16 protein-coding genes are annotated in these 21,911 nt (G+C 64.7%); 6 read left to right on the top strand and 10 right to left on the bottom strand.

All coding sequences use genetic code 11. The annotated features are described in order from the left end of the window. Positions 1-28: 28 nt before the first annotated feature. The 3 genes from RBB39_RS05390 to RBB39_RS05380 all read right to left on the bottom strand — a co-directional run bounded on the left by RBB39_RS05390 (position 29) and on the right by RBB39_RS05380 (position 6,335). Entirely contained in the window at positions 29-3,058 is a 3,030-nt protein-coding gene (locus RBB39_RS05390; RefSeq protein ID WP_306168878.1) for an EAL domain-containing protein, read from the bottom strand. A 181-nt stretch (positions 3,059-3,239) separates the two neighbouring features. Then, entirely contained in the window at positions 3,240-5,078 is a 1,839-nt protein-coding gene (locus RBB39_RS05385) for an ABC transporter ATP-binding protein (protein WP_306168877.1), read from the bottom strand. Positions 5,079-5,147: 69 nt separating this feature from the next. Continuing rightward, a complete protein-coding gene (locus RBB39_RS05380) occupies positions 5,148-6,335 on the bottom strand; it encodes a Xaa-Pro peptidase family protein (protein ID WP_213231571.1) in 1,188 nt (395 codons plus the stop codon). 156 nt (positions 6,336-6,491) lie between these two features. Here RBB39_RS05380 and RBB39_RS05375 point away from each other — a divergent pair, with 156 nt between their 5' ends. Together RBB39_RS05375 and RBB39_RS05370 are read left to right on the top strand one after the other, a co-directional pair. Beyond that, the gene (locus tag RBB39_RS05375) at positions 6,492-7,211 is read left to right on the top strand and encodes a YebC/PmpR family DNA-binding transcriptional regulator (RefSeq protein ID WP_108132350.1); all 720 of its coding nucleotides are present in this window, start codon (positions 6,492-6,494) and stop codon (positions 7,209-7,211) included. A gap of 191 nt (positions 7,212-7,402) precedes the next feature. After that, the gene (locus tag RBB39_RS05370) at positions 7,403-8,503 is read left to right on the top strand and encodes a GGDEF domain-containing protein (protein WP_287164288.1); all 1,101 of its coding nucleotides are present in this window, start codon (positions 7,403-7,405) and stop codon (positions 8,501-8,503) included. 93 nt (positions 8,504-8,596) lie between these two features. Here the strand turns inward: RBB39_RS05370 and RBB39_RS05365 are convergent, their stop codons facing one another. Together RBB39_RS05365 and RBB39_RS05360 are read right to left on the bottom strand one after the other, a co-directional pair. After that, positions 8,597-9,388: an META domain-containing protein gene (locus RBB39_RS05365; RefSeq protein ID WP_162197818.1), complete on the bottom strand. Its 792-nt coding sequence runs from the start codon at positions 9,386-9,388 to the stop codon at positions 8,597-8,599. 149 nt (positions 9,389-9,537) lie between these two features. After that, on the bottom strand, positions 9,538-11,259 hold the full coding sequence (locus RBB39_RS05360; protein ID WP_045991085.1) for a GGDEF domain-containing protein: 1,722 nt from the start codon (positions 11,257-11,259) through the stop codon (positions 9,538-9,540). A gap of 197 nt (positions 11,260-11,456) precedes the next feature. On the opposite strand from RBB39_RS05360, the gene RBB39_RS05355 reads away from it, so the two are divergent. Next, positions 11,457-11,831, top strand: coding sequence for a hypothetical protein (locus tag RBB39_RS05355; protein ID WP_342586421.1), 375 nt, complete (start codon positions 11,457-11,459; stop codon positions 11,829-11,831). 144 nt (positions 11,832-11,975) lie between these two features. Here RBB39_RS05355 and guaA read toward each other — a convergent pair whose 3' ends face one another. From guaA to RBB39_RS05330, 5 genes are all read right to left on the bottom strand, one after another. Further along, positions 11,976-13,553 (bottom strand): glutamine-hydrolyzing GMP synthase, encoded by a 1,578-nt coding sequence (gene guaA / locus RBB39_RS05350; RefSeq protein ID WP_045991086.1) that lies wholly within the window; start codon positions 13,551-13,553, stop codon positions 11,976-11,978. A gap of 166 nt (positions 13,554-13,719) precedes the next feature. Next, positions 13,720-15,189, bottom strand: a complete 1,470-nt coding sequence (gene guaB, locus RBB39_RS05345; RefSeq protein ID WP_045991087.1) for an IMP dehydrogenase — start codon at positions 15,187-15,189, stop codon at positions 13,720-13,722. A 126-nt stretch (positions 15,190-15,315) separates the two neighbouring features. Then, a complete protein-coding gene (locus RBB39_RS05340) occupies positions 15,316-16,533 on the bottom strand; it encodes an ABC transporter substrate-binding protein (protein WP_071211077.1) in 1,218 nt (405 codons plus the stop codon). Continuing rightward, the gene (locus tag RBB39_RS05335; protein ID WP_306168876.1) at positions 16,533-17,978 is read right to left on the bottom strand and encodes a sensor histidine kinase; all 1,446 of its coding nucleotides are present in this window, start codon (positions 17,976-17,978) and stop codon (positions 16,533-16,535) included. Before RBB39_RS05335 ends, RBB39_RS05340 begins: the two co-directional genes overlap by 1 nt. Continuing rightward, a complete protein-coding gene (locus tag RBB39_RS05330) occupies positions 17,975-18,643 on the bottom strand; it encodes a response regulator (protein ID WP_045991089.1) in 669 nt (222 codons plus the stop codon). Before RBB39_RS05330 ends, RBB39_RS05335 begins: the two co-directional genes overlap by 4 nt. 124 nt (positions 18,644-18,767) lie before the next feature. On the opposite strand from RBB39_RS05330, the gene RBB39_RS05325 reads away from it, so the two are divergent. From RBB39_RS05325 to RBB39_RS05315, 3 genes are all read left to right on the top strand, one after another. Beyond that, entirely contained in the window at positions 18,768-19,742 is a 975-nt protein-coding gene (locus RBB39_RS05325) for a tripartite tricarboxylate transporter substrate binding protein (RefSeq protein WP_052704208.1), read from the top strand. Continuing rightward, positions 19,739-20,173 carry a tripartite tricarboxylate transporter TctB family protein gene (locus tag RBB39_RS05320; protein WP_045991090.1) on the top strand — a complete coding sequence of 145 codons (435 nt, stop codon included), beginning with the start codon at positions 19,739-19,741 and terminating at the stop codon, positions 20,171-20,173. The genes RBB39_RS05325 and RBB39_RS05320 overlap by 4 nt, the downstream gene beginning before the upstream one ends. A 95-nt stretch (positions 20,174-20,268) precedes the next feature. Beyond that, positions 20,269-21,774 (top strand): tripartite tricarboxylate transporter permease, encoded by a 1,506-nt coding sequence (locus RBB39_RS05315; RefSeq protein ID WP_045991091.1) that lies wholly within the window; start codon positions 20,269-20,271, stop codon positions 21,772-21,774. The last annotated feature ends 137 nt before the right edge of the window (positions 21,775-21,911 follow it).

Below are 21,911 nucleotides of genomic sequence, written 5' to 3'. Positions count from 1 at the left end.
TGTTCGTCAGGCGGGCCGCGCCCGCCGCTTACAAGGTCGAAAAATCAAGCTCGGACAGCGGCGCCGGCTGTCCGTACAGAAAGCCCTGGTAGCGGTGGCAACCGTGTCGATGAAGCCAGTCCCGCTGCTCCGCTGACTCCACTCCCTCGGCAATCACATCAAGCCCCAGGCTGCGCGCCAGAGCAATGGTGCTTGCCACGATGGCGGAGCTGGTGGCGTTGTCGAGCACGTCGCGAACGAAGGACTGGTCGATCTTCAGCTCGTCCAGCGGCAGACGCTTCAGATAGGCCAGCGACGAGTAGCCGGTGCCGAAGTCGTCCAGCGCGAAGGTCACGCCCAGTGCCTTGAGCCGCGTCATGGTGCGCTCGACCCCGTCGCGATCCGCCACGAACAGCGACTCGGTCACCTCAAGCTTGAGACGCCGGGCCGGCGCCCCGGTGCGCGCGAGGATATCACTGACCCGGGCAACGAAGCCGGGATCCTGAAACTGCCTGGGACTGACGTTGACCGACACGGTTCTGGTGGTGTCATCACCCTGCTGCACCCAATCCACCAGCGTAAGGCAGGCCTGCTCGATGACCCAGAGACCGAGTTCATGAATCAGTGGGCGCTCCTCGGCCAGCGGAATGAACTCGGACGGCGGAACGAGGCCCCTGTCGGGGTGTCGCCAGCGGATCAGCGCCTCGACCCCGGTAACACAATCAAGCTGGTCGACCTGCTTCTGGTAGACCAGATACAGCTCAGAGCGCGCCAGCGCGCCAAGCAGGTCTTCGTATAGCTGAGCACGCTGCTGCAACCGTCGCTGCATCCCCGGGTCGAAGAAGCAGACATCGCTGGCGGTCTGACTCTTGGCCTGGAACAAGGCCATGTCGGCCTGCTGCAACAACCGTTCGCGAGAGACCTCGTCGCGAAACGGACTGATACCGACGCGCGCATTCGGCGACACCGGACGTCCTTCGATCCAGACCGGCATATCCAGCGTGTTCAGCAGCTTGCGAGCAACGGTATCGGCCACGCGCACCGCGGTCTCGAGTTCCACGCCCACGCCTTCGAGGACCACCACGAACTCATCGGCGCTGAGACGTGCCAGAGTATCCTCCTCGCGCAATACCGACTCGAAGCGACGGGCGGCTTCTCTGAGCAGCTCGTCACCGCCGTGGTGGCCGAGGGTATCGTTGACCTGCTTGAAGTTATCGAAATCAATGAGCAGCAGTGCGCCGTAACAGCCATCCCGCTGACAACGTTCCAGTTTTTCGCCGAGTCGATCGAGCAGCAGGCGTCGATTGGCCAGGCCCGTCAGCGGGTCGAAGAAGGCAAGCTGATGAATTTCTTCCTCCGCCGCCTTGCGCTCGGTGATGTCGCTGAGCGTCGCCACGTAGTTGCGCAGCTGGCCCCGCTCGTCACGCACCGCGCTGATGGTCAGCCATTGAGGATAGATGTCTCCGCTCTTGCGACGATTCCAGATCTCGCCCTGCCAGGCACCGGTATCGCCGATCCGCTGCCATAGCTGTCGATAGAAGTGTTCGTCATGTCGCCCCGAGCGCAGGATGTCTGGGCGACTCCCCTGGACCTCGTCTTCGCGATAGCCGGTGATGTCGGTAAAGGTCCGATTGACCTTGAGAATGCGGCCATCGACATCGGTGATCATCATGCCCAGGTGGGTCTCGAAGGCTACCGCGGCAATGCTCATGTTGGCCTGATGCAACCGCTCCAGGGTGACATCACGCACTACCAGCAGGACACCGTCATGCTCCCCATCACCGCTGAGCAGCGGACTGATCAATGCACTGAAGTCACGGGGGCCGCCACCTACGGTCAGAGAATAATCAAACCGACGTACTTCACCGCTGGCCGCCACCTCGGCCAGCGCCTCGTCCAGACGTCTGGCGATGTCCGGCGGCAGAAAGGCGCGGTAGTGGCTGCCGACCAGGACCTCCGGCGGTGCCAGCAGCAAGGCTTCGTCTCCGGCATGGACAAAGGAGAAGTGGCCACCGCGATCCAGCACCAGTACCAGGTCCTGCATGGAACCGATCAACGCCTTCAAGCGAGCTTCACGGCGGTGGGCGGCCTGTTCGGCGCGCTGCCGTTCGACCACCTCCCCCTGCAACGCCAGCTGGGCACGCCCCTGCGCCAGCACGTGACGCAGCAACCATAATCCGAGCAGGGCCAGCAACGCCCCCAGCACTACCAGTGGCCACAGGCGCTGGCTCCAGCCCGACAGCAACGCCTCGTGACTGTAGCCCAGCACCAGCCACAGAGGCAGTTCGGCCACTCGCCTCGCCACGAACAACCGCTCCTGACCATCCAGCGGGGATTGCTGACGAAAGTGAAGCGTATCCGGCGCGTCCGCGGTCAGCGATCGACTTCCCGCCTGCGACACCAATTCTCCCGGCGCCAGCCCAGCCGCAGGCACGCGGACCACCAGCCGTGCCTCGCTGTCGACCAGGGCGATGCTTTCTCCCTGCATCAGGCCGAACCCCTTGATCGCTTCAGCCAAGGGCCCGGGGTCGATCGATGCCATGGCAACATGCATCTGAGTGGTCTCTGCCGTGCTCCGTTGCACCAGGGTCATGCGGTATTCGCCGGCAGACGGCGAATAGTGCAGAGACGAGACCAGGGTCTCTCCCCTCCTCAATCCGGCCAACTGTCGAAGAAACGCATCCTGGGGTAACCAACCCTCGAAAAAGCGAGCTTCTGCGCTTGTCGGGTCCGAGAGGATCGCCAGGTCTTCTACCAGGGGAAGGGACCTGGTTCGCTCCCTGAGCAAGGGTGCCATCGGCGGTCCATTGCCGGCAGGATTGATCATTTCATCGAGAGCCAGTAGCCCGGCAAGCGCGTGAGTCGCGACGTCAAAAGGCTCGGCCACCAGCGCCTCGACCACCTCCGCTCGCGCGTCGAGACGTTGCTCCACACGCTCCACCTCGGCCAGATACTGGCCCCTGAGAGTCCACACGATGCCGGCGACCAGCAGCATCAAGGCGGTCACATAGAGCGCAATGGCACGACGACGCCCCGAGTCGGACGCATTCGTCACAAAGGGGGATGGATCAACTGACACGGACACGTCGTCGTTTCGCCTCTAGAGCATTCATGTGGAAGGTGCGCATCCAGATTCCGTCGACTGTCTTGGGCATGGACGAGTGATCATAGCCAACCCTGCGCTACTTGCGCAGTACTTGCGCACCACTCGCGCATTAAACCGCCTAGTTTCTTGATCACACCAAGCTGACCATGGTCCATCATTCCCCCAGAAAACCTCCGACCTGACGGCGCCACAGGGAAGCATAGAGGCCATCCCGGGCCAGCAAAGATTCGTGCTCACCCATCTCGACGATGCGCCCCTTGTCGATGATTACCAGTCGATCGAGCATGGCGATGGTCGACAGACGATGGGCGATGGCGATGACGGTCTTGCCCTCCATCAGGGTATAGAGATGCTGCTGAATTGCCGCTTCCACCTCGGAGTCCAGCGCCGAGGTGGCCTCGTCGAGCACCAGGATCGGCGCATCCTTGAGCAACACCCGAGCGATGGCGATCCGCTGGCGCTGCCCCCCGGACAGGGTCACGCCGCGCTCTCCCACCTGGGCATCCAGGCCCCGACGCCCATGAGGATCGACCAGATCCTCGATAAACTCGTGAACATGCGCCTGGCGCACCGCCTGCCACAACCTTTCTTCGCTGCAGTCTCGGCAGCCGTAGGTCAGATTCTCGCGCAGCGATCGATGCAGCAGGGACGTATCCTGGGTCACCATACCGATCTGTCGACGCAGCGATGCCTGGGTGACCTCGGCGATATTCTGACCATCGATCATTATCTGCCCGGCCTGCAGATCATGAAAGCGCATCAGCAGCGACGCCAGGGTCGACTTGCCGGCGCCGGAGCGGCCGATGATGCCCACCTTTTCGCCCGGGGAAATGTGCAGATCGAAACCGTCGAACACCCTGGGGCCCGCCTGGCTTCCCCGGGCGTAGCCAAAGACCACGTCCTCGAAACGAATCTCGCCGTGCTGGACCCGCAGCGCAGGGGCCGCCGGCCGATCCTGCACTTCGGGGATACGCGACAGGGTGTTGATACCGTCCTGAACGGTGCCGACATTCTCGAACAGGCCAGCGACTTCCCACAGGATCCAGTCGGACATGGAGCGCACCCGCATGACCAGACCGATCGCCACCGCCGTTTCACCAAGGGACACCCAGCGGTGATACCAGGCCAGTACGACCAGTCCCGCCATACCCACCAGCAGCAGGGTATTGAGGGTCGCCAACGACACCGATAGCCAGGTGGCCAGGCGCATCTGCCGATGTACCGTTCCCATGAAGCCATCCATGGCTTCCCGGGCGTAGGCCCGCTCCGCCCCGGCATCGGCAAACAGCTTGATCGCCTGGATATTGCTGTAGCTGTCCACGACCCGCCCGGTCATCACCGCCCGCGCGTCCGCCTGGGCCATGGACACCCGGCGCAGCCGGGGGATAAAAACCCTCATCAATGCCAGGTAGCCCGCAAGCCATAGCACCAGAGGAGCCATCAACCAGGGCTCGGCGGCCCCCAGCACCACCAGCGCGCCGGTGAAATACACCAGCACATAGACCAGCATGTCGAGCACCTTGGTGACGGTCTCGCGCATGGCCAGCGCGGTCTGCATCACCTTCTGCGAGACGCGCCCGGCAAACTCGTCATGAAAGAACGACAGGCTCTGCTCGAGCATCAGCCGATGGGAGAGCCAGCGCCCGAGCATGGGGTAGTTGCCGAAGATTCCCTGGTGGGTGATCAACGACAGCAAAAACACCAGAAGTGGCAGTCCTGCCAGCACCGCCGCTCCCAGGCCGATCAAGCTGGTCAGGTGGGTGTCGACAAAGCCCTCACGGTCGGCTTCGGCCAGCCAGTCCACCAGTTCGCCCATGGCGGTGAAGAACACCACCTCGGCGATGGAGACCAGCGCCGTGACCACTGCCATGGCCGCCAACAGCCCGGTGAAGGGACGCGAGTAGTGGAGCACGAAGGGCCACAACCGGTCCGCGGGTACCGACTCGGGCTGGTCGGGATAGGGATCCACCAGCCTCTCGAAAAAACGCAGCATGTTCCGCTCTCGTATCGCATGACGCCAGCCGCTCATCATACCCTTGTGCCGTTCATGCGGCGTGTGCTGTCAGGGTCGGTGCACCAGTGCCATGTCGTGGTCGGTCAGGCGCATTGCGCCTCGATCGGTGACCCTCACCGTATTGCTTAGACCGATGCCGAAACCTCCCGGCAAGCGCAGACACAGTGGCAGGTGGAAGACCATGTTGCGGGCAAGCGGCGTGGTCTGCCCGGCGGCGAGAAAACCCGTGCCTTCCACCCAGCTCGGCGGAAACTGGGCACCGACCGCGTAGCCGTAAACCCCCGAATGGAAGAAGCGTTCGCGGTGTGGCGCCAGGATAGCATCGGCGAGCCGGGCGACGTCTTCGAAAGGTGTGCCCGGCGTCATGGCCTCGCACATGCGGGCCTCCATCTCGACACACAGGTCGGCGGCGAGGCGCATCTCGTCGCTGATCGGCCCGACCACCACCGTGCGCATGGTCGGCGCGGTGTAGCGCTGCCAGACGGCGCCAAACTCGAGGAACACCGCATCGCCCGAAGCGATGCCCCGGCGCTTGTGGTTGACGTGGATGATGCCACTGCGCGACCCGCTGGTGACGATCGGGGCCAGGCTGAAAAATTCGCTGCCGGCCTCGAGCATCACCTGGGCACCGACGGCGGCCACCTGGTTGTCGGTCACACCGGGCTCGACCACCTCGATGGCACGCGCAAGCCCAAGCGATGTCATCTTGGCGCTGCGCGTCAGGCAATCGAGTTCGGCGTCGCTCTTGACCAGTCTCAGGCTCGCCATCAGGCCACCGGCACGATCATGGAAGCGATCGCCACCGAGTCGCCCCTGCAGATGACGCATCAGGCCAAACCGTAGACCGCTACTGCTGCCATCGATGCCGATGTCGTGACTGTCCGCCAAGGCGTCAGCCAACGGATCGATCACCTCATCGAGGGCTTCCCAGCGATAGCCGACCACTTCATCGACCCTCGCCGTCACCACGGCGGGCCCGGTCTCGATGGACGCCACCTGCAGCAGCGTGCGCGAAGGGGTGACCACCAGGGCCGCGTGCACGGAGACTTCGAAGGTGTGATAGCCACACAGATAGAAGATGTCCGCCGCCTGGCACAGCAGCAGGGCGTCCAGCCCCTGTCGCTGCATGGCATTGCGAGCGCGTGCCAGCCGGCGATCGAACTCCTCGGCGGCAAACGGCAGTTCGCTTCCGGCGTGCTCTACCGCCAGGGCCTGGCGGTACTGATGGTGATCCATTGGCCGTCTCCTTGATCGATTCACCACAGTGTAGACAGTCAAGCCGGTTCGTCTTCCAGGCGATCCCGGGCAAGCCAAGGGGAAATAAGACTTCTCGCCGAGGGGCGGACTCTCGTAGAATTCCAGACTCGTGTAGACACGCCACAGGAATACGCAATGGGCAGGGCCTTCCAGAACCGCAAGGAATCCATGGCCAAGACGGCCGCCGCCAAGACCAAGGTCTACAGCAAGTACGGACGCGAGATCTACGTCTGCGCCAAGTCCGGAGGCGTCGATCCAAACGCCAATCTGTCGCTGCGCAGCCTTCTCGACCGCGCCAAGAAGGACCAGGTACCGGGTCATGTCATCGATCGGGCGCTGGAGAAGGCGTCGGGCGTCGGCGGCGAGGACTACTCGCTGGCACGCTATGAGGGCTTCGGTCCCGGCAACGCCATGGTGATCGTCGAATGTCTGACCGACAATCCCAACCGGACCTTCGGCGACGTTCGTGCCTGCTTCACCAAGACCAAGAGCAAGATCGGCACACCAGGCAGCGTCAGCCACATGTTCGACCATCTGGCGATCCTCGCCTACACCGGCGAGGATGAAGAAGCCGCGCTGGAAGCCTTGATGGAAGCCGACGTGGATGTCACCGACATCGAGAACGAAAACGGCCTGATCACCGTGTTTGCTCCGCCGACCGACTACGCCAAGGCGCGTCAGGCGCTGCGCGAATCCCTCGGTGCCGAGGAGTTCGAGATCGACGAGATCCAGTTCCTGCCCCAGGCCACCACGCCGGTGGAAGGGGATGACCTGGCCATGTTCGAAAAGCTGCTCGACATGCTCAACGACCTCGATGACGTCCAGAACGTTTACCACAGCGCTGAATTACCCTAGCGCATCGACGCCTTTCGACTGACGAAACTGCTACAGTTAAGTAGCATCGCAGTGCACGGCAGGGGCTCGTACCCAGGCATGAGCCCTGCCCTGACACTGCTTCCGGGCATGGGATTCGATAGAACTGCGAGGACTCTACCGTTCGTTGGAACGCTTCGACGACTACTTCCACCGAGAGCGAGTTTCCGTGCATGGCCCCATTTTCAACCCTGACCCAGGCAGCCGCACAACGCCCGGACAACATTCGACACCGCAATCTTCGCAAGCACCTGCTCACCCGCTGGGCCAGTCTGATGGGTGCGGCGGTGCACTTCCTTTTCATTCCACTGTTCTGGGTGCTCGATCACTCGCTGCTGGCACTGATCAACGTGATCAGCGTGGCCATGTGGCTTGGCGCCTATCTCGCCAATCAACATGGCGAGCAGGACCGCGCGGTCTACCTGATCACCACCGAGGCTTACTGCCACGCCATCATCGCCACCGTGATCCTGGGTACCTCCGCCGGCTTCCACTTCTACCTGCTGACACTGTCCTGCTGGGCGGCCGTCACCCACTCGGTCAAGTGGGTCGCGCTGGTGCTCGGTCTGATGGGGATGCTAGTCTTCCTGTTCCTGGAGTTCCCGCTGTCCCAGATGTTTCCGCTGGAAAGCGGCCCCGGCTTCCCGCTGATGCTGGCGACCCTGAACCTCTCCTGTGCGCTGTTCACCATGGTCGGTTTCGCCATGCTGGCGCGCCACGTCTACGAGACCCAGGAAGAAACGCTGACCAGCATGGCGACCCGTGATGCCCTCACCGGCCTGCACAACCGTCGTTTTGCCGGCGAATACCTGCGCCAGTTATCAGGCGACAGACAGGATGGCACCAACACGCCCTACAGCCTCGCGCTGATCGATATCGATCATTTCAAGCTGATCAACGACAAGCATGGGCACAAGGTCGGCGACCAGTGCCTGATCCAGATTTCCGATTTGCTGGTGCGCCACTTTCGCCGCTCGGATGTACTCTGCCGCTGGGGCGGCGAGGAATTCCTGCTGATCTTCCCCGGCGCCGACTTGAACGAGATCCTGCCGGTGCTCGAAGGTTTCCAGGAGCGCCTTCGCAGCCTGCCCATCATGCACAACGGCGACGTCATTTCCTTGACCGTCAGCGTCGGCGTGACCAGCCATACGCCCGGCATGCACTATGATCTGCTGATCAATCGCGCCGATCACCTGCTTTACCGAGCCAAGGCCGAAGGTCGGGACCGGATCATCAGCGATCAGACCGGGGAGCAGGTCCCTCCGCCGCTCTAGCCGGCAAGCGCCAAGCGACCACCCGAACAGCGACAGGTCATCGCTCCCACGCCAATCTAATGCCGCCCGTCAAAGCCTGCCTTGAGGCAGGACTCAGGTCAGGTGGACCACCTCGAATCGCGCCAGCACCTTGTCGTTTTCATCGAGCAGTTCAAGCTCATCGGCCAGCAGACGAAACGCTCTAGTGGCCCCCAGTGCCTCGACCAGCGCGCGCTCCTGGGCCATGACAGGCCCCTGGCAGGCCTTCCTGGTAGTGGCCAGCGGAGCCAGCGACAGCGCATCCCCCTCCCGCTGGTAACTTCCCATCAGGCGGTTGCACCCTCCGGATCCGGCCAGGCGACCCTCCTGGGTGTGCAGCACGATATGCGCAGAACCGTCGACAGCGACTTCTCCGTCGACTTGCACCAGCTTCCAGTAGCGCTCTTCCAGTGGCTCACGCAGCGGTTCGGGCAGCCGCGCCAGGCGGGCAGACGCGCCATCTGGCGTACGCGACGCCTGCGACACAAGATCGCCCCCCTGCGCGACTTGCCACCGCTGCGCCGCCTCAGGGGCGGGCTCGCCCAGCGACAGTTCGCCATCCGTCAACTGCCACTGACCCCGGTGGCGGCGGCGAGGTTGCTCGCCGGGTCCCAGATGCGTCTCCTTGAGCAGATATCGTCCCCCGTCATCGAGCGCCAGATCGAGACGTACCGCCTTGCAGTCATCACAGGACAGTTCACCACGAAAGCTCGCAGGAAGTGGCGCCAGGCTGGATGCCTCTGCCTGGAACGACTCGCTCGACCCGGTGCCACTCGACGACGCCCCGGTACAACCGGCCATCATCAGCAACAGCCAGGCCGTCCCCCACAGACGCGACTGGCGTAGAGTTCCTGGAGTCGGTTTCATGGTGCCCCCCTTGGTGTTGAAGAAACGATGCTGGCACACGGCTGTGACAACATGTGACGCATCTTGGACCGCCATCCTGCCAAGGGTTCCACGCCTGCGCATGTCGAAGATCAGGGAACCGGCCAGACGCCAGACTGCAGAAGGTACCTTCATGAGGTTGTCGAGGCGACGCCACCGGAGGCATTCAGCACCACCCGATCGCGGCCGGCGTACTTGCCTCGATACAGCGCCTGGTCGGCCCGCCGCAACAGGGCTGAGGCGCTCTCGCCCTCCAGTCGCTTGGCCACCCCCAGGGTACAGGTCAACAACACCTGCTCTCCGGTAAGCAGCGTCAATGGCGTCGTCGCCAGCCCCTTGCGAATGCGTTCGGCGATATCCAGCGCCTGATGCTCGTCGCGCTCCTTGAGAAGAATCACGAACTCTTCTCCCCCGTAACGACACACCGGATCGATGTCGCGCACGACCTCCTCGATCACCTTGCCCAGGTGCTGCAGCGCGCGATCGCCCTCGGCATGCCCCCAGCCATCGTTGAATCGCTTGAAGTTATCGATATCCAGCATGATCAACGACAGTGGTCGCCCGCTTACCTCGGCCTGGGCCACCGCAGCGGGCAAGGCTTCATCGAGATAGCGGCGATTGTGCACACCAGTAAGACCATCGAGATAGCTCATGCCGTGCAACCGCGCCTTCTCCTCCAGCAGCGTCTCTCGCTCGCGCTGCAACAGACTGATGCGATCGGCCAGGGCCAGCGACAAGAGGATGGCCTCCAGCGCGGAACCGATCTGGAAACCGTGCAGCGTCCAGAAGTTGTGGGGGGACAACCCATAGGTCACCAGCAGCAACAGGACCACGCCGACCACCAGCACCGACCACGCCATCAACAGCCATTGCGCGGGGCGAAAGCCACGCCACAAGCCACGCACCGACGACAGCAGAAAAGTCGTTAGCGTCAGCACCCCCAGCAGTGAATAGAACACCACGGTCAAGAAGCTCGGCAGCAGCCAGGCGATGGCGGCGGCCAGCGCCAGGAGCCAGCACAGCCACCGCATCAACGAGTCCACTCTCGGGTCCTGGCGCGCCGTCATCAGAAAACGCCGGCAGAACTGCAACCCGCAGATGCTGATCACCGACAGGGCCGTCAGCAGCAAGGCCTCGTTCAGGCGTGCCCCCATCTGCGGCAAATAAAGCAGCAGCAAGCCGTTCTGACACAAGAAGTAAGCGCCCGCTCCACTCAAGAACCCCAGATACCAGAGGTAGTTGGTATCGCGAAGACTGAACAGCAGAAGGCTGTTGTAGATCACCAGACCCGCAATCAAGCCGAAATAGAGCCCCTGCCCCAGCAACAAGTCACGCCAGTAACGGTGCAGATCGACGTCATCCAGTACCTGCACATTGAAGCGTATCGCCTGATCGGTCTCGACGCGCAACAGCAGTTCATTCGTTGCCGCAGGCAAGCGGAACTGAGGCAAGGCAGCAGCGAGCCCCGGATCATCGGCAAAATGCGTCTCCCTCGCGACGGGGCGACACCCAGAGTCGTCACAGACCCGCAACTCGACTCCCTGAACCAGCGGATTGGACAGCACCAGGCGCTGCCCGGGGAGAGCACCCACCACCCTCAGTCGCAGCCATACCGGATGCGCCTTGAGTCCCAGGCTGACCTGCTCATCGAGAGACTCTGCGGTAACCGTAGAAAGCGCTCCTTTCTCCGGTGGTTGCTGCCCCTGATGGTCGAGTACAAACAGCGACACATTGGGCTGTGGGCGTGAGGCCTCCCCCGCCAGCTCCCACGCCAGCAGCACCACCATCGCGGCCAACAAAAGCCAAAGCCGCCCCATGCCTCTGCCCGACTCACCTCCGCCGCCCCACTGCATCGCAGCACTCCTTGTCGCCCAGACTCAGTGTAGCCGCTTCCTTCCGGCATACCTTTCCTGCGGCACTGTGCCGCCAGCGAAGTTTCAACCCAGAGGAAGGATAGTGCCCAAATCCCCCCAGCAAGGACTCACTTACAAGAGACGACCCAACAGGGTTGAGGCAGCGCCCCCGAGGGAGGGAGTGGCAAGGACGTCACATGCGAGTATGCTGGGACCTGAACGTGATGAAAGAACAGGAGATCGCTCACTTCACCAGCAAGGAGGTTCACATGAAGGTCTACAAACCTCAGTGGCAATGTACCCTCAACGTGACCGAGGGCGCAGAGCAGACCGCAAGCTGGAAGAATCGCCTGGCCTGGCAGCTCAGGCAGATGGCAGACCGTCTCGAAGGAGGCCGCCGCACCCTGATTCTGGATGTGGATGTCCAGCCCTCCATCGCCAAGGACGATGTGGATCGTTGCCTGGGCAAGGGCTTTGCCCTTTCCCAGACCCTGATGACCGAGCTGGCCCAGCAGGCCGCCTGCGAGGACATCATGCGTGACGCCAAGGCAGAACTGTACGAGAGCGATTGAACGACAGAGTCCCAGACCGGCGCGGCTTGATGGTGCGCCAGGCCCGGGCCAATAGTCTGCACCTGAACGCACAACACCCGCCAGATGGCGGGTGTTGTGGTTTTCGAACATTGCACCGACGCCGTCAGGTCGTCGGATCAGGGATCATTCCCACTCGATCGTCGCCGGCGGCTTGGACGAGACGTCGTAGGTGACGCGGGAGACCCCGGACAGCTCGTTGATGATACGGTTGGAGACCTTCTCCAGCAGTTCGTAGGGCAGGTGGGCCCAGCGGGCGGTCATGAAGTCGATGGTCTCGACGGCACGCAGGGCGATGACCCATTCGTAGCGGCGGCCATCACCGACCACACCGACGGACTTGACCGGCAGGAACACCGCGAAGGCCTGGCTGGTCTTGTGGTACCAGCCGGAGTTGTGCAGCTCTTCGATGAAGATGGCGTCGGCCTCGCGCAGGATGTCGGCGTACTCCTTCTTGACCTCGCCGAGGATACGCACGCCCAGGCCCGGCCCCGGGAAGGGGTGACGGTAGACCATGTCGTAGGGCAGGCCGAGTTCCAGGCCGAGCTTGCGCACCTCGTCCTTGAACAGCTCACGCAGCGGCTCGACCAGCTTGAGCTTCATCGTCTCCGGCAGGCCACCGACGTTGTGGTGGGACTTGATCACGTGGGCCTTGCCGGTCTTGGCGGCGGCCGACTCGATCACGTCCGGGTAGATGGTGCCCTGGGCCAGGAAGTCCACACCCTCGATCTTGGCCGCTTCGCTGTCGAAGACGTCGATGAAGGTGTTGCCGATGATCTTGCGCTTGGCTTCGGGGTCGGCCTCACCTTCGAGCTTGCCGAGGAACAGCTCTTCGGCGTCGACGCGGATCACCCGCACGCCCATGTGCTGGGCGAAGGTCTCCATCACCTGATCGCCTTCGTTCTTGCGCAGCAGGCCGTTGTCGACGAACACGCAAGTCAGCTGATCGCCGATGGCCTTGTGCAACAGGGCCGCCACCACCGAGGAGTCGACCCCGCCTGACAGTCCCAGCAGCACGTGGCGGTCACCGACCTGGTCACGCACCCGGGCGATCTGGTCCTCGATGATCTTGGCCGGCGTCCAGTTGCGCTCGGCGCCACAGATCTCCAGCACGAAGTGCTCGAGGATGCGCTGACCCTGCAGGGTGTGGGTGACCTCGGGGTGGAACTGTACGCCGTAGAAGCGCTTTTCCTCCCAGGCCATGGCGGCGATCGGGCAGCTCGGGGTGGAGGCGGTGACGGTGAAGGTCTCCGGCACCTGGGCGACCTTGTCACCGTGACTCATCCACACGTCCAAAAGGCCGCGCCCGCTGTCCGGATCGACGTGATCCTTGATGTCCTTGAACAGCGCCGTCTCGGCGTCCAGGCGGATCTGGGCGTAGCCGAACTCGCGCTTGTTGGAGCCCTCGACCTTGCCACCCAGCTGCTCGGCCATGGTCTGCATGCCGTAGCAGATACCGAACACCGGCAGCCCCATCTCGAACACGCAGGCCGGCGCCCGCGGCGAGTCCAGCTCGGTCACCGACTCCGGGCCACCGGCCAGGATGATGCCGTTGGGGCGATACTCGCGGATCTCCTCCTCGGTGATGTCGAAGGCGCGAATCTCGGAGTAGACGCCGATCTCGCGAACCCGGCGAGCGATCAGCTGGGTGTACTGGGAGCCGAAGTCGAGGATCAGGATCTTGTGGGCGTGGATATCGGTCATGGGGACTTACCTTGCAGGCAGTGGGGCCGGTGGGCCGAGCAATCGAAAAGCGAAAAGCTGGAAGCGGCGGACCGCTTCCAGCTCAGGGTGACGAGGGGCGAGTCGCCCCGCGCGCCCTCTGGTGCAACGCGTCTGGTGCGATACGCCTGGCGCGTCACGTCAGCGCCTACCCTGCTCGATAGTTGGGCGCTTCCTTGGTGATCTGGACGTCGTGAACGTGGGACTCGTTGAAGCCGGCGCCGGTGATCTTGACGAACTCGGGCTTGGTGCGCATCTCGTCGATGCTGGCACAGCCGGTGTAGCCCATGGAGGCACGCAGGCCACCCATCAGCTGGTGCACGATGGCACCCATCACGCCCTTGTAGGGCACCCGGCCTTCGATGCCTTCCGGCACCAGCTTCTCGACGCCGTCGTCCTTGTCCTGGAAGTAGCGGTCGCTGGAGCCCTGGGTCTGGGACATGGCGCCCATGGAACCCATGCCACGGTAGGCCTTGTAGGTACGCCCCTGGAACAGCTCGACCTCGCCCGGCGCCTCCTCGGTGCCGGCCAGCAGGCCGCCGACCATGATGCAGCTGGCACCGGCAGCCACCGCCTTGGCGATGTCACCGGAGAAGCGCACGCCACCGTCGGCGATCAGCGGGATGTCGAACTCCTTGAGCGCCTCGGCCACGTTGGACACCGCGGTGATCTGCGGCACGCCGACACCGGCGACGATGCGGGTGGTGCAGATGGAGCCAGGACCGATGCCCACCTTGACCGCGTCGGCACCGGCCTCGGCCAGAGCCCGGGCGGCGTCGGCGGTGGCGATGTTGCCGCCGATGACCTGGATCTGCGGGAAGTGCTCCTTGACCCAGCGCACCCGCTCGATCACGCCACGGGAATGACCGTGGGCGGTATCGACGACGAGGGCGTCGACACCGGCTTCGGCCAACGCCTTGACCCGGTCAGGGGTTTCCGGACCGGTGCCCACGGCGGCGCCGACCAGCAGGCGGCCGTCGGCGTCCTTGGCGGCGCTGGGGAAGGTGCGCGCCTTCTCGATGTCCTGGAAGGTCACCAGGCCACGCAGGCGGAAGTCGCCGTCCACCACCAGCATCTTCTCGACCCGGTGCTCCTGCATCTTGCCCTTGATGACGTCCAGCGGGGTGCCTTCCGGCACGGTCACCAGGCGATCGCTCGGGGTCATGATGTCGGCGACGCTGTCGCCATGGTTGGGCTGGAAGCGCATGTCACGCTCGGTCACCAGGCCGACCAGGGTCTCGCCCTCGACCACCGGGAAGCCGGAGAAGCCGTGTTCCTTGGCCATCGCCAGCAGGTCCTGCAGCTTGGCCTTGGGTCCGACGGTGACGGGATCCTTGACGATGACGCTCTCGTGCTTCTTGACCTTGCGCACTTCCAGCGCCTGCTGAGCGATGCCCATGCTCTTGTGGATGATGCCGATGCCACCTTCCTGGGCCATGGCGATGGCCAGGCGGGCTTCGGTGACGGTATCCATGGCGGCGGAGGCGAGGGGAATATTGAGGAAGAGGTCGCGAGTCAGGCGGGTCCGGAGACTGACGTCCTTGGGGAGAACGTCGGAATAGCCGGGAACGAGCAATACGTCGTCAAACGTAAGTGCTTCTTGGGCCATACGTAGCATAATCGGCAACACCCACTGAGGCTTTAGAGGGAGGGAAGAAGTTAATCGCCCATTATAACGTTCCGCCCCGGCCTCCGGCAATGTGCCAGCTTGACACATCGATGCGCCTCGGTTGCCATCCGCCGTCTACTCCGGCGCCAGCGCCCCGCTACCCCGTTCGACCGCTTCATCCAGCGCCTGCTCGCCCTGAAAACGCGCTCGCCAGTGGTCGGTGAAGGCCTCCCGGCGGGCAGGATCGACGAAGGCCAGCAAGGTGGCGTTGGGCAGTATCGGGTAGAGCCGCTCCCCCACCTGGGTGCGCAGCCTGGCGGCGGTGTAGGGGCCGGTCACCCCCGGCAGCACGCTGAACAGTGGCGTCTGCCCCGCCAGCACCCGCTGGCCACGCTGACTCAGCAAAAACCTGACGAAGGTCTCGGCGGCCTCGACGTGGGGGGCATCGCGATGCACGAAGGCCATGCGCATCAGCACCAGCGAATAGTCCCTGGGCACCTGCACGATCACCTCGGGATGTTCCTGGGCGTAGACCATGGCGTAGGAACCCAGCAGGTTGTAGCCGAGCCAGTAGCGTCCCTGGCTGAGCCCTTCGAGCATGGCCCGGGTGGTCGTCTCGAGGCGAGTATCGACACGCCCCATGGCGCCGACCAGCTCCCAGAAGCGCGAGGAGTAGCGAGCATCCTGCTGGGCCAGGGTGTAGCCCACCCCGCTGGAAAGCGGCGAGTAGGTGGTCACCTTGCCCGTCAGCCAGCGGGCCTGGGTCGCCAGCAGCGCGTGCAGGTCGCCATGGGTCTGGGGCGGCAGCATATGCCGCGACAGATCCAGCCGATAGGCCATCACCACCGGCTCGAAGGTGAAGGCGAAGACCTCGTCGCGCCAGCGCGCCCACTCGGGCCAGCGCTCGATCTCCGGCCCGTTCAGGCGCCGCGCCAGTCCTTCATTGACCCGGGCCATCTGCCACGGCATCGCCGAGCTGATCACCACGTCAGGCGCCCTGCTCGTCCCTTCGCCCTCTACCCCGCCCCCAGCGAGATGTCCCACCACGCTGTCGTCCACCTCCCGGGTGGTGCGATCCTCAAAGCGCAGGGGAATCTGGGGATAGGCCTGGCGAAAGGCGTCCAGCAGCGGCGCCACCACGTCGAGATCCAGCGCCGCCGAGATCACCAGCGGATCTTCATCTGTGGGGGTGCGGCTGTCGCCGCTGTGACAGCCGCCCAGCAGCACGAGCATGAGCAGTAAAAGCGGCAGCCACGGCGACACCACCAGGGGCTGCCGCCGTGTGACCTGCATCGCACAGCGGGCCGGGAGACGTCCACAGGATCGAAGGCGTTGTCCGGGCTGCAGGGACATCAAGTACTCTCTCCTGGATTCACGCCGGCAGCAAAGGCACCGGTGACATCCTGTTCGTCCTTCGCCAGCGGCAGCCACAGCACCACCTCGAGTCCCTGCGGCGAGCGGTTGGCGAATTGCACGCGGGCGCCCATGCGCCGGGCGGTGGTATCGACGATGGCAAGACCCAGTCCAGAGCCCTCGGTGTCCTGGCGTCCACCCCGCTGAAACGGCTGTCCCAGCGTCGCCAGCGCCGCGTCGGCGACACCGGGGCCGTCATCGACGATCGACAACCGCGCCCAGTCGCCCTCGCGCGACAGATGCAGGGTGATCTCGCAACCTGTCGGCGTGTAGCGCAGGGCGTTGTCGATCAGGTTGCCCAGGGCTTCGCGCAGTGCCCAGTCCTCGACACACACCTTCAGCGGCTCGGCTGGCAGGCTGCCAAGCCCGAGGTCATGCTCCGCAGCCCGCTCCCGCGCCGCCCAGTCCAGGGCGACGTCGCGTACCAGCTCACCCAGGTCGAGCGCAGGCAGCGCCGTCTCCCGGTCGAGGTGGCGCAGTCGCGCCAGCGACAGCAATTGGCCGGCCAGTCGACTGGTGTCCTCGGCACGGGCGTGAACGCGCGTGAGCGCCTGGCGCCATTCATCCGGATCACTGCTGCGAAGGCCCAGCTCGCTGACGGTCTTGAGTCCCGCCAGCGGCGTCTTGAGCTGGTGGCTGGCGTCGGCGGTGAAGCGCAGAAGATCCTCGCGTCCCTGGCGCTGACGGGCGAACAGGTGGTCCAAGGCCTGGGCGAGCTCATGAAGCTCCTTGGGCACCCTGGCCGCCAGCGGACTGAAGTCATCGGCGCCGCGCCCACGAATCTGGCGGCGCAGGCGGCGCAGGGGAGACAGCGCCGCGCGCATGGTCAAGCCCATCAGCACCCCGGTCAGCAGCACCATGGCAATAAAGCGCGACAGCGAACGCTCGAACAGTGAGCGGGCCAGGGCTCGGCGCCCCTCGAGGGTATGCCCGACCCACACCTGCACCGGCAGCTGGGTGACCCAACCCGCCGAGGCCACCCGCTGGGCATGCAGACGCAGCTCTCCCAGCGTCGTGGTCAGGTCCCGCGACATGCCGCCTTCATCCAGCGCCTGCTGCCAGGCGACGGGGATGTCCACCGGCCAGTTACGCGACAGCGTCCTGCCGTCATCGTCCAGCACCGCGTAGAACACCCGCGCCTGGCTGTCGGTGGCGAGAATCTGCAGCGCCGCCGCCGGCACCACTACCTGGGGGATGCCGTCCTGCCAGCGCACCGCCTCGGCGATGGTCAGCGCCGCCGCCTGCAGCTGGGCGTCGAAGGCCCGCGCCGCCGCCCGCTGACTGCTGACCCAGGCCTCCACCATCAGCGCCAGCCCCAGCACCCCGACGGTGACCACCAGCCAGCCACCGAGCCGACGCTTGAGTGATCCCTCGACCTCGATCACCCGTCGTCCTCTTCCAGACGGTAGCCAAGTCCGCGAAAGGTGCGGATACGCAGACCTGCGCCCTTGAGCCGCTTGCGCAGCCGGCTGACGTAGACCTCCAGGGCGTTGGAGCCCACCTCGCCGAAGCCGAAAAGTCGCCCTTCCAGGGTCTCGCGAGGGGCGATGGCTCCAGCGTGCAGCAACAGGCTTTCGACCAGCAGCAATTCGCGATGGGGTAGCGCCATGGGCTCGCCGAACAGACTGGCGGCGCCACTGGCCGGATCGAAGGACAAGGGTCCCAGGCCAAGACGGTTGTCGGCACGCTGCTGGCTGCGCCTGAGCAGCGCGCGCACCCGCGCCTCAAGTTCGGCCAGTTCAAAGGGCTTGGCCAGGTAGTCATCGGCCCCCAGGTCGAGTCCCCTGACCCGGTCATCCAGGGCGTCCCGGGCGGTCAGGATGATCACCGGGGTGCGATCGCCCGCGTCACGCAACTCGGCCAGCAGTGACAGGCCGTCACCGTCGGGCAGGCCGATGTCCAGAAGCATCAGGTCGACCCCACCCTGGCGCAGCGCCGCCCTGGCATCACTGCAGCAGGCAAACACCTCCACAGTATTGCCAAGGGGGGTCAGGGCCTCGACCAGCGAGCGGCTGATGAGGGCATCATCTTCGACGACGAGAAGGCGCATGCGACTAATGTCTTATCCAGGCAGGGAGGGCATGACAGGTTGATGAAAGCTAGTCGGCCTAGCATCTCTCACGCTAAAGCACACCGGTTTCATCAACCCATAATAATAGTTGTCAGGAGTCCGCATGAAGAATATCACAGCTCTGCCCGCCGCCCTGTTGCTCGGCGCCAGCCTCAGCGTCGGCACCGCCCAGGCCGCCGACGAGGCCGAATGCATCGCCCCCGCCAAGCCCGGCGGTGGCTACGACCTGACCTGCCGGCTGGCCGCCAATGGCCTGCTCGAGACCGGACTGATCGAGGACCCGATGCTGGTCACCTACATGCCCGGCGGCATCGGTGCGGTGGCCTACAACCACGTCAATGGCGTGCGCACCGACGACCCCAACCTGATCGTCGCCGCCAGCACCGGTGCTGCGGTCAACTTGGCGCTGGGCAAGTTCGGCCAGTACGACGCCAGCGAAGTGCGCTGGGTCGGCGCCCTGGGGGTCGACTACGGCGCCATCGTGGTCAAGGCCGACGCGCCCTGGCAGACCCTGGATGAGCTGATGACGGCGCTGCAGGAAGACCCCACCCAGGTCGCCTTCGGCGCCGGTGGCAGCGTAGGCAGCCAGGACTGGATGAAGGCCGCGCTGACCGCCAAGGCCGCCGACGTCGACCCGCGCAGCCTGCGCTACGTGGCCTTCGAGGGTGGCGGTGAAGCCCTGGCCGCACTGCTCGGCAACCATATCCAGGTGTTCTCCGGTGACCTGTCGGAGCTCAAGTCCCAGCTCGAGAGCGGCGACATCCGCGTGCTGGCGGCGCTGTCCGAGGAGCGCATGGGCGGCCCCTATGCCGAGATTCCCACCGCCGCCGAACAGGGTTACGACGTCCAGTGGCCGATCTGGCGCGGCTACTACATGGGCCCCGAGGTCAGCGACGAGGCCTACCAGGCCTGGGTCGAGCGCCTCGAGAACCTGGCCGGCAACGAGACCTTCGCCGAGCTGCGCGAAGCCCGCGGCCTGTTCCCCATGGCACGCTTCGGTGACGACTTCGACGGCTACGTCAAGGATCAGGTCACCGGCTTCAAGGAGCTGGCCGCAGAAGTGGGTCTGACCCAATGAGTATCGCCGCCGACCGCTGTCTGGGTATCGCCCTGATGGGGTTGGCGGCGTTTACCGCCGTCAACGCCCTGTCCCTCGAGGTGCCCTTCAGCTACGACCCCGTTGGCCCCAAGGCCTTTCCGCTGGGGCTCTCCATCCTGCTGGGGCTGCTGTCGCTGGTGCTGGTGATACGTCCGGGTGAAAACGGCCACTGGCCCGACAAGCGCCTGGGATTGCGCCTGATCGGCGTGCTGGTGCTGCTGCTGGTCTACGCCGTGCTGTTCCCGCGCCTGGGCTTTTTGTTGAGCTCGATGCTGGTGATCGCCGCCCTGGCCTGGCTGTTCGAGGCCAGTCCGCTCAAGGCCGTGGCCACCGGTGTGTTGATGGCGCTGGGCGGCCAGTGGCTGTTCACCCATGGCCTTGGCATCGGCCTGCCCGGCCTGCCGTGGTAGCGCGAACCGCCGCCCTGAAGCCAGCTCCTGTAACAGCTCAGCTGCCAGCGCTGCCCCAGCCCTGACCGCCACCGATCCCTGATCAAGGTGTTCCCATGTTCGACTTTCTTATTGAAGGCTTCGGCGTCGCCCTGACGCCGCTCAATCTTGGCCTGGCCTTCCTCGGCGCGCTGCTGGGCACCCTGTTCGGCGCCCTGCCGGGCATCGGGCCAATCAACGGCATCGCCATCCTGATGCCGCTGGCCTACACCCTGGGCCTGCCCGCCGAATCCGCGCTGATCCTGCTGGCCGGCATCTACACCGGTGCCGAGTACGGCGGGCGCATGTCCAGCATCCTGCTCAATGTGCCCGGCGACGCCGGCGCGGTGATGACCACCCTCGATGGCCATCCGCTGGCCAAGCGTGGCCTGGCCGGTCCGGCGCTGGGCCTGTCGGCGGTGGCGTCGTTTGTCGGCGCCACCATCGCCATCATCGGCCTGACCCTGTTCGCCCCGCTGCTGGCCCGGGTGGCGGTGATGTTCGGCCCCGCCGAATTCTTCGCGCTGATGGTGTTCGCCTTCTCGTCGATGTCGGTGATGATGGGCAAGGACCCGATCAAGACCGCCATCGGCGCCGTGCTCGGCGTGCTGATCGGCACCGTCGGCGTCGACTCCGGCACCGGCGTGATGCGCTACACCTTCGGCATGCCGGAGCTCTATGACGGTATCGACTTCGTGGTGATGATCATCGGCCTGTTCGCCATCAGCGAGATCCTGCTGATGCTCGAGCACGCCCATCGCGACGACGTCGATGACACCCTGCCGCCGCTGGGCCGGGTGTTCGTCAGCCTCAAGGAAGTGATGGCCTGCAAGGGCACCATGCTGCGCTCCGGCGTGCTCGGCTTCATTATCGGCGTACTGCCCGGAACCGGCGCCTCGGTGGCCGGGGCGGTGTCCTACACCACCGAAAAGCGGCTGGTGGACAAGGACAACACCTTCGGCACCGGCGACATGCGTGGCCTGGCGGCGCCCGAAGCGGCCAACAACGCCTCCGCCGCAGGCTCCTTCGTACCGATGCTGACCCTGGGCATCCCCGGATCCGGCACCACCGCGGTGCTGCTCGGCGCGCTGATGCTCTACAACATCACCCCGGGTCCGATGATGTTCACCGACAACCCGGAGGTCGCCGGTGGCCTGATCGCCTCGTTGTACATCGGCAACCTGGTGTTGCTGGCGCTCAACCTGCCGCTGGCCGGGGTCTTCGCCAAGGTGCTGACCATCCCGCGCTGGGTGCTGGTGCCGGCCATCGCCGTGCTATCCTTCGTCGGGGTCTATCAGCTGCATTCCGACCTGACCGCCATCTATCTGATGCTCGTCATCGGTGTCTTCGGCTACCTGCTGCGCAAGCTCGGCTTCTCGCTGGCGCCGGTCATCCTCGGCTACGTGCTGGGCGGCCTGATGGAAGAGAACCTGCGTCGGGCGTTGGCGATCAGCGGTGGCGACACCGCCATCCTGTGGCAGTCCGGCATCTCGCTGTCGCTGTGGATCGCCGCCTCGGCGCTGCTGGTACTGCCCTGGCTGGTACCCAAGCTGCTCAAGCAACGGCCCTCGAGCCAGGCTTGATGCAACGGGCTTCAGGGCCATGCTCGAGTCGCCCCGGCAAAGGCCCTGGTATCGCTCTTATATGGCCCGCACGAAGCCCCTGCGTAGCCCTTGTGTAGCCCTTAATGTAGCCCTCGTGTAGTCCCTGCGCGGCGCCA

It is taken from the genome of Halomonas sp. MMSF_3323 (assembly GCF_030733595.1).
GTDB lineage: Bacteria > Pseudomonadota > Gammaproteobacteria > Pseudomonadales > Halomonadaceae > Halomonas > Halomonas litopenaei.
Note: the sequence above shows the minus strand (reverse complement) of the source record. Positions and strands in the feature narration are given on the sequence as shown.